The organism is Stenotrophomonas sp. 05L414_2 (genome assembly GCF_056397905.1).
The window spans coordinates 15,327-30,176 of record NZ_JBFTOJ010000030.1 but is presented as its reverse complement, the minus strand read 5'-3'; the positions used below and the strand labels follow the sequence as shown (position 1 = coordinate 30,176).

The following is a 14,850-nucleotide window of genomic DNA, read 5'->3' as shown; positions in this document are numbered from 1 at the left end:
GGCCGTTGTTGCGGCCGGCGGCACAGTTGTTGGCGGCACCGGTGCGGCGGCAGACGTCGTTCCACAGGGTCTGCAGGCCGGCGCGCTCGTCCAGCGTCAGCGGCAGCGAGCGGCCGAGGTTGTTGCTCTTGCTGTGGGTCAACGAGGTCTGCCAGGTGCCGAAGCTGTAGCGGCCTTGATGGGTCAGCGAGAGCTGGTCGCGCTCATAGCGCTGGTAGGCGGTGTAGCCCACGCGCGGCTGCACCACGCGGCGGGTGACGGTGCCGCTGCCATTCGGGTTCGGAACCACCGCGTTGCCCACGCGCCACAGGCTGGCCAGGCTGTCGAGGGTGCCGGTCTGGCCTTCGCTGTTGTCGTACTTCTGGCGTGAGACGTCGTAGTCCAGCCACAGTTCGTGGTCGTCGTTGACATGGAAGTTCAGGCGCACGCCGGTGTTCCAGTTGGTGTTGGCCACCGATTTGCCGCCGCCACCGAAACCGATGCTGCGTTCCCACAGCGTGCCGTCGGGCAGGGTCAGCGCATCCCATTCGGGATTGGATGCCTTGGCGTCGTAGTAGCTGCCGCGCACGGCCAGGCCCAGGCGATCCTTGACCAGCGGGCCGCTCAGGTACAGATCGGTGCTGCGCGCGTCGCCGAACTGGTCGTCCTGCTGCACGGTGAAGCCCTGGGTGACCGCGCCGTGCCAGCTGTCCTGGTTGCGGCGGGTGATGATGTTGATGACGCCGCCCATTGCATCCGAGCCGTACAGCGTGGACATCGGGCCGCGCACCACTTCGATGCGCTCGATCGCATCCAGCGGCGGCAGGTAGGCGAACTGGCCACCACCGAAGTTGTTCGGATACAGCTGGCCGGCGTTGCTCTGGCGGCGACCGTCGATCAGCACCAGGGTGTACTCCGACGGCAGGCCGCGCATGGAGATGGTGGCGCGGCCGTTCTTGTCGGTGGCTTCCAGGCCGACGTCGATGCCTTCGACGTCGCGCAGGGCGTCGACCAGGCTGGTGTAAGGGCGCTTGCTCAGCTCTTCGCGGCTGACCACGCTGATGCTGGCCGGTGCATCGACTACCTTCTGCTCGAAACCGGAGGCGGTCACCACCACCTTGTCCAGCGTCTGCGGCGCGCCGCTGGCGGCACCATTGGCGTAGGCGGGCGCCGCGACCGCAGCCAGCACAGCGCTGGTCAACAGATGTCGGGACAGGGACGAACGGACACGATGGCGCTGGGCCATGGCAGATACCTCGAAGGATGTAGGGCAGCGCGATGCAGGGCGCGGAACGCGCACGGCAGGGCAGGGATGGCCCGGTCAGGGGCGGCAGGGGCGAAACAGGCAGCGGTGAGCCGTCGCAACCGCGCAGGCGGTCACGGCGTGCCGTGGATCAGGCGAGCGGCGGCGCCTGGCCGCGTTGCTGGCGGCGCCCGGGCGCATCGGCCCAGGGCATGTCCGGTACGGCCAGCGGCCAGTGCGGACGCGCGCCGGAGGGAACCGACGCGGAGGGAACCAGATCAAGTTCGGTGCGCAGCCAGTGGCTGGCCAGCAACAGCGGCGGGATCGGCTTGTCCGTGGACTTGGCCGGTGCCGAGGCGCAGCGCCGCAGTTTGGCCGGCGCTTCTTCCTGCAAAGGGCTTTCGCCGCCGCGCTCTTCCAGCGGCTGCTGCAGCGCCTGCGGCGCGGCGGCATGGGCGACCGGTAGCAGCGGCAGGGTGCCCAGCAACAGCGTCAACATCGCCACCCACGCCAGCAGGCTGGCCAGCGCAGGCCGACGGCCGCGCATGGCGGTGCCGAGCTGTACAAGCCGAAGCGGGCGAGGGCGGAACGGGCGACGCAAGCGGAGATCCCTGGCTGGCCGGAACATCCGGCGTCAACGGGGCGTGATTGTAATGAGACCCGTTAGCCGTTGCAAATGAGAATGATTGCCAAATTGCCGCAGGGGTGGCCTGATCGGTTCAGACCTCGCTCCAGCGTCGCAGCAGATTGTGGTACACGCCGGTCAGCTGCAGCACCGCGTCGGCATCGCCATTGGTCTGCCGCAGGCGCTCGATGGAAGTATCCATCTCCCACAGCAGACGACGCTGCACATCGTCGCGGATCATGCTCTGCACCCAGAAGAACGAGGCCACGCGCGCACCGCGGGTGACCGGATTGACCTTGTGCAGGCTGCTGGAGGGATACACGATCAGATCACCGGCCGGCAATTTCACTTCGTGCTCGCCGTACGTATCACTGATGATCAGCTCACCGCCGTCGTACTCGTCCGGGTCGGACAGGAACAGCGTGCAGGAGATGTCCGAGCGCAGCTGCTCGCCGTTGRCCAGGTTCATCACCGCGCCATCGACGTGGAAGCCGTAGGTGCCGCCGCCGCTGTAGCGGTTGAAGCGCGGTGGCAGGTACTTCAAGGGCAGCGCGGCGCTGAAGAACAGCGGATGCCGTGCCAGGGCCACCAGAATGGTTTCGCCCAGTTCGCGGCGCAGCGGCGAAGCTTCAGGCAGCTGCTGGTTGTGCTTGGCCTGCGCGCCGAGGTGGCCGACGGTCTCGCGGCCATCGGTCCAGTCGGCTGCGTCGAGCCTGCGGCGGATGTCAGCCACCTGTCCGGCGCTGAGGATGTCGGGGATGTGCAGCAGCATGCGGAAGTCCTCAGCAAGCAGACGGTGCGACCAGCGCGCGCACCTGCGGGTAGGGTGAGGCGGCCAGCTCGGGCACGATATGTGCCATGAACGCGGGACTGCCGTGCTGCAGCGCCAACTGCAGCCAGTGCACGGCCTGTTCGATCTCACCGGCCTGCAGAAGGATGGAGGCGTAGTTGGCCTGGCCGCGGAAATCGCCGGCCTCGGCCGCGCGCCGATACCAGCCCAGTGCAGCCTGCGGATCGCGACCGGTGTCCAATCCATCTTCCAGATGCCGGGCCAGCAGGTTCATCGATTTGGCGTGGCCCAGATGGGCCGCGCGGGTGTACAGCGCCAGTGCCTGTGCACGGTCCTGTGGTACGCCGCGGCCGGTGGCCAGCAGGTTGGCCAGGTTGTACAGGCCCCAGTCCAGTCCGGTGTCGGCGGCGCGCCGGTACCAGACCGCTGCGAGCGAAGGATTGGCGGTGGTGCCCTGGCCCAGCTCATGGCAGCGGCCAAGCATGTTCATCGCCATCGGCGCGCCGTTGTTGGCTGCAGTCTCGTACCAGAGCAGGGCCGCAGCAGCGTCCTGGGGCGTGCCTTTGCCTTCCATGTGCATCTGCGCCAGCAGCAGCTGTGCCTCGACCTGCCCGGCCTGCGCCGCATCGCGGACGCGCGCGAAGGCAGCCTGCGGCTCGTGCAGCAGCAGGTCGGTCAGGGCGTCGGAATCAAAGGGGATGTTGGAAGCCATGCGCGGAGTATCGCCGGAAACAAAAACGGCGGCAGGAGATCCTGCCGCCGCGTGGGTGCTGCGGGTTACATCAGAACTTCACGTTCAGTGCCAGGGTGGCCGAACGACCCGGGGCGATGCTCGCGTAGTGCGACGCGTAGGCCTTGGTGAAGTAGGTCTTGTCGGTCAGGTTCTGCACGTTCAACTGCAGGCTGATGTTGTCCTGGATCGCGTAGCTGGCCATCGCATCGAAGCGGGTGTAGCTGGGGATCCACTTGGTGTTGGCCACATCACCGTACTGCTTGTCGGAGTAGTTGGCGCCGGCGCCGACGGTCAGGCCGAACGGGAAGCGGTAGGTGGTCCACAGGGTGGCGCTGTGCTTGGCGGTGTTCGGGAACACGTTGCCGTTGTACGGCGAGGGCACGTAGATGTTGGACGGGCAGGTACGGCCGGACACGGCGCAGACGAAGCCGTTGTCCTTCAGTTCCGAATCCAGGTAGGTGTAGCCGCCGTACAGGCTCCAGGCGTCGGTCAGCTGGCCGGTGAAGCCCAGTTCCACGCCGTTGATTTCCTTCTTGCCGGCGTTCTGGCTGGTGCCGTTGTCGACGGTCACGCGCGCGTTGTCCATCACGGTGTGGAAGATCGCCGCGGTCAGGTTCAGGCGGTTGTCGAACAGGTCCCACTTGGTACCCAGTTCGAGGTTCTTGGTGTCCTGCGGCTTGAGGTCGGCCACGGCCGCGCTGAGGCCATCGGAACCATCGCCACCGTCCATGCCCGGCGGGGTGGAGGAGGTGCCGTAGGACAGGTAGATGCTGCCGTTGGCGGTCGGCTTGAAGACAATGCCGGCCTGGTAGTTCAGGAAGTCATTGTCGTTGCGCACGCGGGTCGGCGCCTTGCCGGCCACCGGGGTGGTCAGGGTGGTGGAGAAGTCGTCGTAACGCAGGCCGACGTTGATCATCCACTGCGCGTTCAGTTCGATGGTGTCGAACAGGTAAGCGGACTTGGTCTTGGTGCGCTGCTCGACGTCCAGCGCCTTGTCGCTGCGGTACACCGCATGGGTGGCCGCCCACGGATCGTTCGGGTTCGGGTTGTCGAAGCTGGTGCAGTTGTAGCCGGTGGCCGCGCCGGTGGTCGGGCACTTGCTGCTGTTGGTCAGCGGATTGTTGGTGCCCGGGGTCATCAGGTAGCTGCCACGGGTCATCTTCTCGTCGCTGTATTCCGCGCCGGCGCTGTAGCTGTGCTTCAGTGCACCGGTCTGGAAGCTGCCGGTCAGGCTCAGCTGGTCGGCGAAGCTCTTGACGTCGACGGCGCGGCTGTTGGTACGACGCCACAAGGTGCCGTAGTTGTTCGGGTTGCCCTGGCTGTCGTCCGGCTGGGTCCACAGGTAATCGTTGCTGGTGTTGCCCAGGCGCGCGATGTTGCGCAGCTTGTGGCTGCCGAAGTCGTAGCTGCCGTCCAGCGTGCTGATGTCGGCGCGGGTGCGCTGGAAATCGCGGTCCACCAGGCCGTAGTAGTTGTTGCGGTCGGGCACCATCGGGCGGCCGTCCACCCACTTCGACACCGGCGCGCCGTTCGGGTTGCCATACGGGAAGCCGCCTGCGTCGGGCAGGTCGTCGCTCTGCATGTGGTAGTGGCTGGCGATCAGCTGCGCCGGGCCGTTCAGGCCGAACGCGATCGACGGCGCGATGCCCCAGCGGCTGACGTTGGCCGCGTCACGACCGGCAATGTCCGACTCGTGCTTCATCAGGTTCAGGCGTGCGGCGATGCCATCGCCCAGCACGTAGTTGGCATCCACGGTGCCGCGTGCGTAGCTGTCGGTGCCGATGCCCATGCTGGCAGTGGTCTCGTTCTTCAGCTTCGGGGTCTTGCTGACCAGGTTGAGGCTGCCACCACCGGAGTCACGACCGCCGTAGGCCGAGCTCGGGCCCTTGACCACTTCCACCTGCTCCAGGTCGAACACTTCGCGGGTCTGTGAACCGACGTCGCGCAGGCCATCGACGAACATGTTGCTCTGCGAGTCGAAGCCGCGGATGAAGGGGCGGTCACCGGTCGGGTTGCCGCCTTCGCCGGCGCCGAAGGTGATGCCCGGGACCATGCGCAGCGCATCCTGCAGGTTGGTCGCACCGGTTTCGGCGATCAGCTTCTCCGAGACGATCGAGACCGACTTCGGAGTGTCCAGCAGCGCGGCGGTGAACTTCGGCGAGGACGGGTTGAACCAGCTGCCGCGCACCTGGACCTTGTCCAGCTCGGTGGCCTTGCTGGCGCCGGCGTCGTCGGCGGCCTGCGCGGCCAGCGGCGCGAAGCCGGCGGCGAGGGTGGCGGTGGCCAGTACGGAAACGCGAGGTGCGTACTTGCGGGTCTTGATGTGGGTCATGGGTAGGTTGGCGGTGGCTTGGATGGGGAATGAGCGAGAGCTGGCCAGCACGACTCAATGGCGCGATGGCGGCGGCGAGGTTCGGGCAGTGCCAGGCCATGCCTGGCGGCAGTTCAGACGAGGCGAGGCGCACGGCAATGGCCGCAGGGCGCCTCAGATGGCGTGCGGAGCCGGAGGTGCGTGGCCGGGATTCAGGCGCAGCGAGGGGTCGTGCCGCTGCCAGCGCAGGGCATCGGAGTGCCACAGCGGGATGTGGGCCACCAGCGCAGCGCGCGGCGGCGCAGCGCCGGTACAGGGCGTGCCGCTCTCACCGTCCAGCGGAGGTTCCGGGGCCGRCACAGCGTGGTGGGGGCATTCGTCGCTGGAAGGAGCCGGCAGCGGAGCGGCCTGGTCCATGTTGTCCAGATGCGCCTGCCAGCCGGCGTTGGCGGTGTGGCCGCCACGCCCTTCGTGCAACGCCGACCAGCCCAGCAGCAGCGTCAGCAGCGCGGCCACAAGCAGCGGCCACCCCTGACGGGCGAGCTGGCACAGCGTGGCAGTGGGCGCGGACGAAGCCATGGCGCAGGCGGAGGCGTTACGAAGATGTTACGTAGGATAACATCAACGATAATGATTCGCATGTACGGGTGTGGCAGGCCACCCGGAACGGACCCGAAAGGCCCTGGCAGGGCCCTCAGGCTGTTCCAGTAGATCCACCCCATTGGTGGATGCCTTGAACTTCAATCGCGGTCGTCGCGGGTCCAGATGGCGTCGTGTTCGCGCTTCACCGGAAACTTCGGCACTGCGGTATAGGCCGGCGCACACAGGGCGCGGCCATCACGCACGTCGAAGCGCGCGCCATGCAGTACGCATTCAACGCTGCCCTCGGCGGTGTTGAACTCACCCGAGGACAGCTCGAACTCCTCGTGCGTGCATTGGTCTTCCAGCGCGTACAGTTCGCCGTCGAGGTTGAACACCACGATCGGCGTACCGGTGACTTCGTCGAACACGCTCTTCATTTCGCCCGGCAGCAGTTCGGCGCCGGCGCAGACAAAGGTCCAGGCCTCACTCACGCGGTGGCTCCGGCCAGCGGCTTTTCCAGGATCTCGAAGCGCAGGTCGTCGCGCTTGGGGATGCCGAAACGTTCGTCGCCATACGGGAACGGCTTCTTGATGCCGGTGCGCTGGTAACCGCGGCGCTCATAGAAGGCGATCAGTTCGTCGCGGATGTCGATCACGGTCATCTGCATCACCGGCACGTTCCATTCGCGCGCGGCGTGGGCTTCGGCCGCGTCCATCAACTGCTTGCCGACGCCGCCGCCCTGCTGGGCCGGGTCGACCGAGAACATGCCGAAGTAGCCCTTGCCGTCGACGTCGGCGACGTGGGCACAGGCCACGAGCTGGCCGTCGCGTTCGGCCAGCAGGATGGTCGAGCGCGGGCGGTCCAGGTCGCCCTGGATGCCTTCGGCATCGACGCGGGCGCCGTCCAGCAGGTCGGCTTCGGTGGTCCAGCCGACGCGGCTGGCGTCGCCGCGGTAGGCCGAGGTGACCAGGGTGATCAGGGCGGGGATGTCGGCCGACGTGGCGGCGCGGAAGGTCAGAGTGCTCATGGGGGCATTCTAGGTGGGGCGGGGGCGGGCGGGGAGCTTGCTGATTCGGCTGGCTTTGCCGAGTGTGTCGGATACGCCTTGTTGACATGATCTTCATTTTTCATTCATAAATGAAGCAGTACCCGCCCACCGCGTTCAAGCGTGTGGTTGTCTGCCGGAGTGGGTACCGTCCGATCTGATCATCGACAGTGGCGCGATGTGGGCGGGGCTCTCAAGGAAGGTCGATCCAGGGAGGATCTTCATGCAGTCACGGCTCATTGCTCATCCGCGCGCGGCAAACGCCATCAAAGGCCTGCTTCTGACAGCACTGGCCTTCTGCGTACTGGCACCGGTTCCCGCCTCCGCCCAGATCGTGCCTACCTGGCGCCAGGAGTACGACAAGCGCTTGAAGTACGGCGACCTGGTCGAGCCCTTGAAGGGCGAGATCTTTGGCGAGCAGGTCAACCTGTATGACGGTTCGATCAGCTTCAAGGCCACGGATATTTCGATACCGGGCAATGGCAGCTTGCCGATGACGCTGAGCCGCAGTCTCGGCGATGGCGGCAACAGTAATGAGAGCCCTTTCTCCAACTGGAAATTGGATATTCCTTCCCTGTCTGGTGTGCACGGCGACCTGCCTGAGACTGCGGCCGCGGGCTATTGGCTGCCTGCGGCCCGCTGCAGCACCGTCAGCGGACCTCCGTCGTTGGAAGTCTGGAACCGACGGCACACCCAGATCGTCAATTTCAATGCGCACACCTACTGGGATGGCACGCGACTTTCGCTGCCTGGTGGCGGGGGCGAGAGCATTCTGGGAGACGGCGGTGATGCTCGCCAGCCCAAGCCTCAGTTCGGTAAATCCACCCCGTGGAACACCAAAAGCGGTTGGACGTTCACTTGTCTGGGCTCGCTCAAGAGTGGCCAGGCCGGTGAAGGCTTCCTGGGGCACGCACCTGATGGTTCCAAGTACTACTTTGACTGGATGGTGGCACGTCCGGTCAATCCTGCGACCCTGCAGCCATTTGGTCCGGAGAGTAATGCTCAATTGCAGCGCAGGCGCGTTTACCTGTACCCCTCCCAGATTGTGGATCGGTTTGGCAACTGGGTGCGCTATGAGTGGAATGGCGACCGCCTCGAACGCATCTTTGCCAGTGATGGTCGTGAAATCAGCCTGGCGTACAACGCTGACGGATTGATTGCATCAGCGACGGCAGCTGGGCGCACGTGGACGTACGGGTATACCGCAGCCAATATCCTCCAGACGGTAACGCTGCCGGATGGGACCCAGTGGGTCTACAACCTTCCGCCGCTTTCCGTCACCCGCAAGTATGCCGACTACACCGGGCAGAACATCTGGGAGTACATGGACTATCCGGTGACCTGCGCCCGGATGAACAAGATCATACCCACTGAGATTGCGGCGACTGTCCAGCATCCTTCGGGGGCAGTGGGTACGTTCTTGTTCCGCCCGTTCCGCCACGGACGGAAGAACGTAACGTTCGACTGCCAGACATCTGGTGACAATCATCTGTACGAAGAAGGCTGGAACTACACGCCTGTCTACCGTGACGCGCAGTCGCTGGTAGCAAAAACAATCACTGGTCCGGGTATGCCTGTTGCGCAGTGGACCTATCAGTACACCAATCTTGATGGCGCCTACGCGCAGGATCTCGGCGGACCGGCCATTCCTCCGGGCCAGGCCGAACCGAAAATCACCACCGAGACTCTGCCTGACGGCGTTGTACGTGTGTATGAATTCGGCAAGGAGGTGGCGTACAACGACGGTCTGCTGTTGTCGACCACCACGCGCTCGGGCGGCACCGTCGTGCGCGTCGACCGCAACAACTACTATCCCGACGCCCAGCTTGACTCGGCGCCATTCCCGAAAGAAGCCGGCAAGGACTTCAAGTACGGTGCGAACGACCTCAAGGCACACTACAACAGGCCCGTACAGTCCACCGTGGTGGAACAGGATGGCGTGCAGTTCACCCGCACGGTCCAGGCTTTCGATGCCTTTGCACGCGAGGTGAGCGTCGTCGAGGGCAACTCAGCCGGACAGAGCCGCGCCAGCACAACCACCTACTACGACAACCTGGCGCTATGGGTGAATGGCCAGTCAGCGCGCAGCGTAGTCAATGGTGTCGAGCAGTCACGCACCGAGTTCGACACGACCAATGCGTTGCCGCTGCGCGCTTATGCCTTCGGCCGGTTGGCGCAGCAGGTGACCTACGCGGCTGATGGTACGGTGGCATCGGTTGCCGATGCCCGTGGCAACACCAGCCAYCTGTCCGSGTGGAAGCGCGGTGTSCCGCAGCAGTTGCGGATGCCGGCCACGGCTGAATCTCCCAATGGGGCGACGCGCACCGTTGTGGTGGACGACAACGGCTGGATCACCTCGTTGACCGATGAAATCGGAGCAACCACCAGCTTCAGCTACGACAGCATGGGGCGCCTGCGCAGCCAGCAGTTCCCCGGTGGCGACACCGTGAGCTGGAATGCGGTCACCATGGACCTGCAGCGGTTGGGCAGCGCGCAGTTCGGCGTGCCGGCCGGCGCCTGGAAGCATTCACGAACCCAGGGCGGGCGACGGACCGATACCTATCTGGATGCCATGTTCCGCCCGGTGCTGGTCACTGAAAATGCAGACAACGTTCTCGATAGCGCAGTCGTGACCCGCTACGACACCAGCGGCAAGACGGTGTTCGCGTCCTATCCGGTTCGCCAGCTTTCCGACATCAATGCGGCGTTTGACGGCACCACCACGCAGTACGACGCGCTGGGTCGACCGGTCGTGGTCAGCCAGTCGTCCGAACTGGGTGCCTTGGTAACTCGCACCGAGTTCGTGGGCAACCTGTCGGTGAAGGTAACCAATCCACGCGGACAGTCGACCACAACACGGCACCTGGCCTATGACCAGCCCACCTATGAGATGCCGTTGATACTGCAGCATCCAGAAGGGGTAGTGACCGAGATCCAGCGCGACGCTCTCGGCAAGCCGCTGGCGATTACCCGTAGCAGCGCCGACGGCAGCCAAGCGCTGACCCGCCGTTATGTCTATGACGGTTACCAGCAACTCTGCAAGACCATCGAGCCGGAAACCGGGGCGACCGTGCAGGACTATGACGCTGCCGGCAATGTACTGTGGTCGGCTGCCGGCACGGGCCTGACCAGCGCCGCAGACTGCAACCGCAGCGAAGCACTCGCCACTGGCCGCGCCGTGCAGCGCAGCTATGACGCTGCCAATCGACTGCTGGCGCTGACCTTCCCCGATGGCCGCGGCAACCAGGTCTGGTCATATACGCCAGATGGCCTGCCCGCAGAAATCAGTACGCAGAACGATGCCGGCCGTCCGCTGGTCATCAATCGCTACCAGTACAACCATCGTCGTCTGCTCAGCAGCGAGACGCTGCAACATCCAGACTTCGGCAATCTGAGCCTGGCCTATGGCTACGATGGCAACGGCGCGCTTGCCAGCAACACCTACCCGGGCGGGCGCATCGTCAGCTATGCCCCGGACGCCCTCGGCCGCGCCACATCGGTGGGGGGCTATGCGAAGGAGGCCAGCTATTTTGCCAACGGCGCCTTGGCGCGCTTCGTATATGGCAACGGCATTGTCCATGCGATGAGCCAGAATGCTCGCGGTCTTCCTGACCGAAGTCGCGATGCCACCGCTGCGGCCGCAGTGCTCGATGACAGCTACGACTACGATGCGGGTGGCAACGTGATGGCCATCTCTGATGGCTTGCCGGGTGCGCCAGGCAATCGTGACATGGCCTATGACGGGCTGGATCGACTGCGCTCGGTTACCGCGCCGGGCTTTGGCAACGCGCTGTATGAGTACGACGCACTGGACAACCTGCGCCGGGCCAAGGTCGGCAGCCGGGATCGCACGCATTATTTCGATCCGACCAATCGTCTGGTCAACGTTGTCGATACTGGCAGCAGCGCGACCGTTGTCGGTCTCGGCTATGACGTGCAGGGTAATCTTTCGATCCGCAATGGCCAGGCGTTTGGTTTCGACTACGGCAACCGCCTGCGTACGGTGGGAACGACGGAAGCCTATATGTACGACGCGCATGGACGCCGGGTGAAAGCATGGAACAGCGAAACGGGCGTGATCTACTCGTTCTATGACAATGGCGGCGTGCTGCGTTTCCAGCGCAATGAGCGCACGGGAAAGCAGACGGACTATCTGTACCTGTCCGGCAGCCTGGTGGCGCAGGTGCACGGCGAGGCTGCACCCAGTGCTCCGGCGCTGAGCGCTCCGGGCTACATCACCCAAGGCAGCGTCAACCTGACGTGGAGTCCGGCCGGCGGCGCCAACCGCTACGAACTGCAGCGCGCCCAAGGGGGCAACTGGAGCACGATTTTCGACGGCGAGGCGCAGGCATTCACCAGTAGCGGTCTGGTCACCGGCACCTATCAGTTCCGAGTGCGCGGATGCCGCGTGGTCTGTGGCGAGTGGAGCAACACCGCCTCGGTCGCCGTCGAGCTGCCGCCGGCTGYAGTGCCTGTGCTGAGCGTGCCGACAACTGCATTCAACGGCAACTACAGCATCAGCTGGTCGGCCTCTGCCGGCGCAGAACGCTTTGAACTGGAGGAGAGTGCCAATGGCGGAGCCTGGACGCAGGTTCACAATGCGGCGGGCCAATCCAAGGCATTCAGTGGCAAGCCGGCAGGCAGCTTCAACTATCGTGTCCGTGCATGTAATCCGGTGGGGTGTACCGAATACAGCAATGGCGCCRCAGTGACGGTGGTCTACCCGCCTGTCGGTGCTCCTGGAGTATCAGCGCCGGCTCGTTCGGCACCCGGCAGCATTGGCATCGGCTGGAACGGGATTGGCGGTGCCGATCGTTACACACTTCAGGAAAGTACCAATGGCGGCGGTTGGGTGACCCTGTTCGATGGCAATGCGGGGTCCTTTGCCACGCCTGCGCGTGGAGTGGGTAGCTATGCCTACCGCGTCGCCGCCTGCAACGGCGCTGGATGCGGGCCGTGGTCGGCAACGGTGACGGTCGCAGTCATCGGACCGCCGACGATCGAGCCGGTGATCAGCGCGCCGGGCCTGGTGAATGTGCCGCAGTACAGCTTCAGCTGGTCAGTACCCGCCAATAGTGAGAGCTTCATCCTGGAGGAGAGCGCCAACGGCGGTGGATGGACCGTGGTGCATAACGGCGGTGCGAACAGCTTTGGTGCAAACAGAGGCAATGGCAACTACGCCTACCGTGTACGTGCCTGCAACTTCGCGGGGTGCAGCCCATATTCAGGCATCGTAAGCGTTTCAGTCGTGCTTCCTCCGGCTGCCACCCAGATTTTCCTGGCGGAATGGTTGTCTACGCGCAAGGCCCCCTACCAGGTGCAGTGCACCGTCTCCTGGCGAGCCGTGCCCGGCGCAACGGAGTATCACCTTGAGCCGTCGGGGGCTGGACGCCGTCTATACACCGGGCCTCTGACTTACGTGCAGTCAAACAACGGGAATTACTGCGCAAGCTTGTACATCGTTCGCGCCTGCAATGCCGGCGGCTGTTCGGAATGGTCTGCGGGCTTCCCTGTCACCCGCGGCGTACTGAGCTGGGACTGAGCCATGAATGGAATCACTTCTCTACTGATTCGCGCAGCGCTTCTTGTGGTGGCGACACTGGCCGGTGCTGCACCGGCTGCGGCCCAGGAAGTGGTGGAATACATCCACACCGACGCACTGGGCTCGCCGGTGGCGATCACCGATGCCAGCGGAAATGTCATCGAGCGTACCGTATATGAACCGTATGGAGGCGTGGTCAATCGGCCATTGAAGGATGGTCCAGGGTATGCCGGGCATATGACGGACTCTGTAACCGGGTTGAACTACATGCAGCAGAGATACTTCGACTCAAGTTTGGGTACCTTCCTCTCGGTGGATCCAGTCACTACTGTCGAAAATCCCTATGCAAATTTCCAGCGTTACAGGTATGGAAATGGGAATCCCTACAAGTTCGTCGATCCAGATGGCGCTGATGCGATATATTTTTCAGATGTTAATGTTCTGGTGATTCCGGTTAATTTTACGGGTCCCGCTGCAACAAAATCCAATGTGGAAGCGATCAGGAGTCGGGTTGATTCAATTGCTTCCGAGTATCGAGGGATTAAGGTTCGTTTGCAGGTCCTGGGTTCCGCCGGTGGTCATGGCCAGAATTCAATGAATTTGGGGCCTGGAAAGGATTACGCAAACTATCCTCGTGCCGGTCAGGGGGTATATGGCGGAATCGGCGGGAGGACGGCTCATATCGATAGCTCCGAGAGCAACTGGATAGGCGCGGCAGTTCACGATATCCTGCATTTTGCAGGCGCCCCGGAAGGGTATCGTGATGTGGGGTCGCGAGATGGGCGTACATCGAGCCCCATGGAGGGGTACTCTTCCGATCATATTATGGCTGATCGAAATGGTACGCGAATTACTGCGAGGGATGAGGATGCGATGCTGAGTAATGACACGACATCGAGGCATCGGTTGAGCGATTTCAAGGGGGTCTTTAGGGTTGAGGGGCGACTTGATGCAAAACGCCTCGATAAGCAGTTTTCAGGGAAATAACCAACCGGATACTCCGATGAATATTTCAACTTTACTGGCCTCCGTCATATCAATTTTTCTTCTTTCTTCCTGCGGTCAGCAGCGCGGCTGCCATTTGCAGGTTATCAATCAAGATCATGACAGTTCATCATCCCAGAAAATATTTGCTGAAGTGGATGACGTCATTCGTTCGCGCTCTGTGGATGGCGGAGTCGAAGTAAAGGCGGAGTTGGTGGTGTCGCAACTTGAGCTGTCCCGGGAAGGAAAGAGAAGGAGGAGGCTTTTCTATGTATTGATGGATGGAGAGGGGAGGTTCATGGATGCATCCACATGTGATGTCGGAGAAGGTCAATGTGCTTCGGTTGTTTCGAAAAAAATGGTGAAACTATGTGGCGAGGTCTGAATTTATTGCATTAATCCATCGGAGCATATATTGGTGAGTAAAGTCCAGTATTCTGATCGCATTCGAAGATCAATAGTCGTAATTTTTGCAGCGATTTGCCTGGCTGGCCTTGTTGCGTGTACTAGTGAAGTGGCGAGTTCGGGTGGGGTTGTCAATCATCTCCCGAACAATGCAAGGGCAAATCAATACGCTGCGGCGCTCCGCTCCAGTTCTGTCGCCGGAGGCGCATCGAGGGAGCAAATGTGTGAGGTCCATTTGATTGATGTTCGGCAGTCATTCGATCAGGAGGGGAATGAAAAGCTGAGAAGCTATTTCGTTTTGACCAATTATCGAGGGATTTTTGTGTCGGCGGACACCTGTGGACTGTCCGTGGGTGACTGCGTTGCAGTTATTGCAAAGAGGTCGAGTTCTGAATGTCGACTGCCGCCGAGAGATTAGGAGAGCGCCAACGGCGGCGGCTGGACTGTGGTGCATAACGGCGGTGCGAACAGCTTTGGTGCCAGCCGTGGAAAAGGCAGTTATGCCTACCGGGTGAGAGCCTGCAACTTCGCCGGGTGTAGCCCCTGGGACAGTTGGGCTTGCCTGTGCAGATGACGTTTACGGTTGTCGTGCAGTAGATCAGCATTGGCCA

The 14,850-nt window shown here is 63.1% G+C and carries 11 protein-coding genes; 3 read left to right on the top strand and 8 right to left on the bottom strand.

From position 1 onward, the window contains the following. The 8 genes from AC1DJN_RS06425 to AC1DJN_RS06390 all read right to left on the bottom strand — a co-directional run. Positions 1-1,225 (bottom strand): TonB-dependent receptor plug domain-containing protein (locus AC1DJN_RS06425; protein WP_478039003.1); only part of this gene is annotated, 1,225 nt, incomplete at its 3' end. Positions 1,226-1,373: 148 nt separating this feature from the next. Then, entirely contained in the window at positions 1,374-1,769 is a 396-nt protein-coding gene (locus tag AC1DJN_RS06420) for a hypothetical protein (protein ID WP_032951575.1), read from the bottom strand. 172 nt (positions 1,770-1,941) lie between these two features. Further along, positions 1,942-2,619, bottom strand: a complete 678-nt coding sequence (locus AC1DJN_RS06415) for a Fe2+-dependent dioxygenase (RefSeq protein WP_478039002.1) — start codon at positions 2,617-2,619, stop codon at positions 1,942-1,944. Positions 2,620-2,629: 10 nt separating this feature from the next. Next, on the bottom strand, positions 2,630-3,349 hold the full coding sequence (locus tag AC1DJN_RS06410; RefSeq protein ID WP_032975841.1) for a tetratricopeptide repeat protein: 720 nt from the start codon (positions 3,347-3,349) through the stop codon (positions 2,630-2,632). A 70-nt stretch (positions 3,350-3,419) separates the two neighbouring features. Next, positions 3,420-5,702: a TonB-dependent receptor gene (locus AC1DJN_RS06405; RefSeq protein WP_032975842.1), complete on the bottom strand. Its 2,283-nt coding sequence runs from the start codon at positions 5,700-5,702 to the stop codon at positions 3,420-3,422. 153 nt (positions 5,703-5,855) lie between these two features. Then, entirely contained in the window at positions 5,856-6,260 is a 405-nt protein-coding gene (locus AC1DJN_RS06400; protein ID WP_478039001.1) for a hypothetical protein, read from the bottom strand. Positions 6,261-6,421: 161 nt separating this feature from the next. Next, positions 6,422-6,754 carry a non-heme iron oxygenase ferredoxin subunit gene (locus AC1DJN_RS06395; RefSeq protein WP_025873985.1) on the bottom strand — a complete coding sequence of 111 codons (333 nt, stop codon included), beginning with the start codon at positions 6,752-6,754 and terminating at the stop codon, positions 6,422-6,424. Further along, complete coding sequence (locus tag AC1DJN_RS06390; protein WP_032975848.1) at positions 6,751-7,290, bottom strand: GNAT family N-acetyltransferase; 540 nt, start codon at positions 7,288-7,290, stop codon at positions 6,751-6,753. Before AC1DJN_RS06390 ends, AC1DJN_RS06395 begins: the two co-directional genes overlap by 4 nt. A 241-nt stretch (positions 7,291-7,531) precedes the next feature. Between AC1DJN_RS06390 and AC1DJN_RS06385 the strand changes: the two genes are divergently transcribed. Genes AC1DJN_RS06385 through AC1DJN_RS06375 form a run of 3 tightly spaced genes read left to right on the top strand, consistent with a single transcriptional unit; the run spans position 7,532 to position 14,219 of the window. Beyond that, a complete protein-coding gene (locus tag AC1DJN_RS06385) occupies positions 7,532-12,850 on the top strand; it encodes a wall-associated protein (RefSeq protein WP_478039000.1) in 5,319 nt (1,772 codons plus the stop codon). A 3-nt stretch (positions 12,851-12,853) separates the two neighbouring features. Further along, positions 12,854-13,837 carry an RHS repeat-associated core domain-containing protein gene (locus tag AC1DJN_RS06380; protein WP_081323681.1) on the top strand — a complete coding sequence of 328 codons (984 nt, stop codon included), beginning with the start codon at positions 12,854-12,856 and terminating at the stop codon, positions 13,835-13,837. 16 nt (positions 13,838-13,853) lie between these two features. Beyond that, entirely contained in the window at positions 13,854-14,219 is a 366-nt protein-coding gene (locus tag AC1DJN_RS06375) for a hypothetical protein (RefSeq protein ID WP_208082432.1), read from the top strand. The last annotated feature ends 631 nt before the right edge of the window (positions 14,220-14,850 follow it).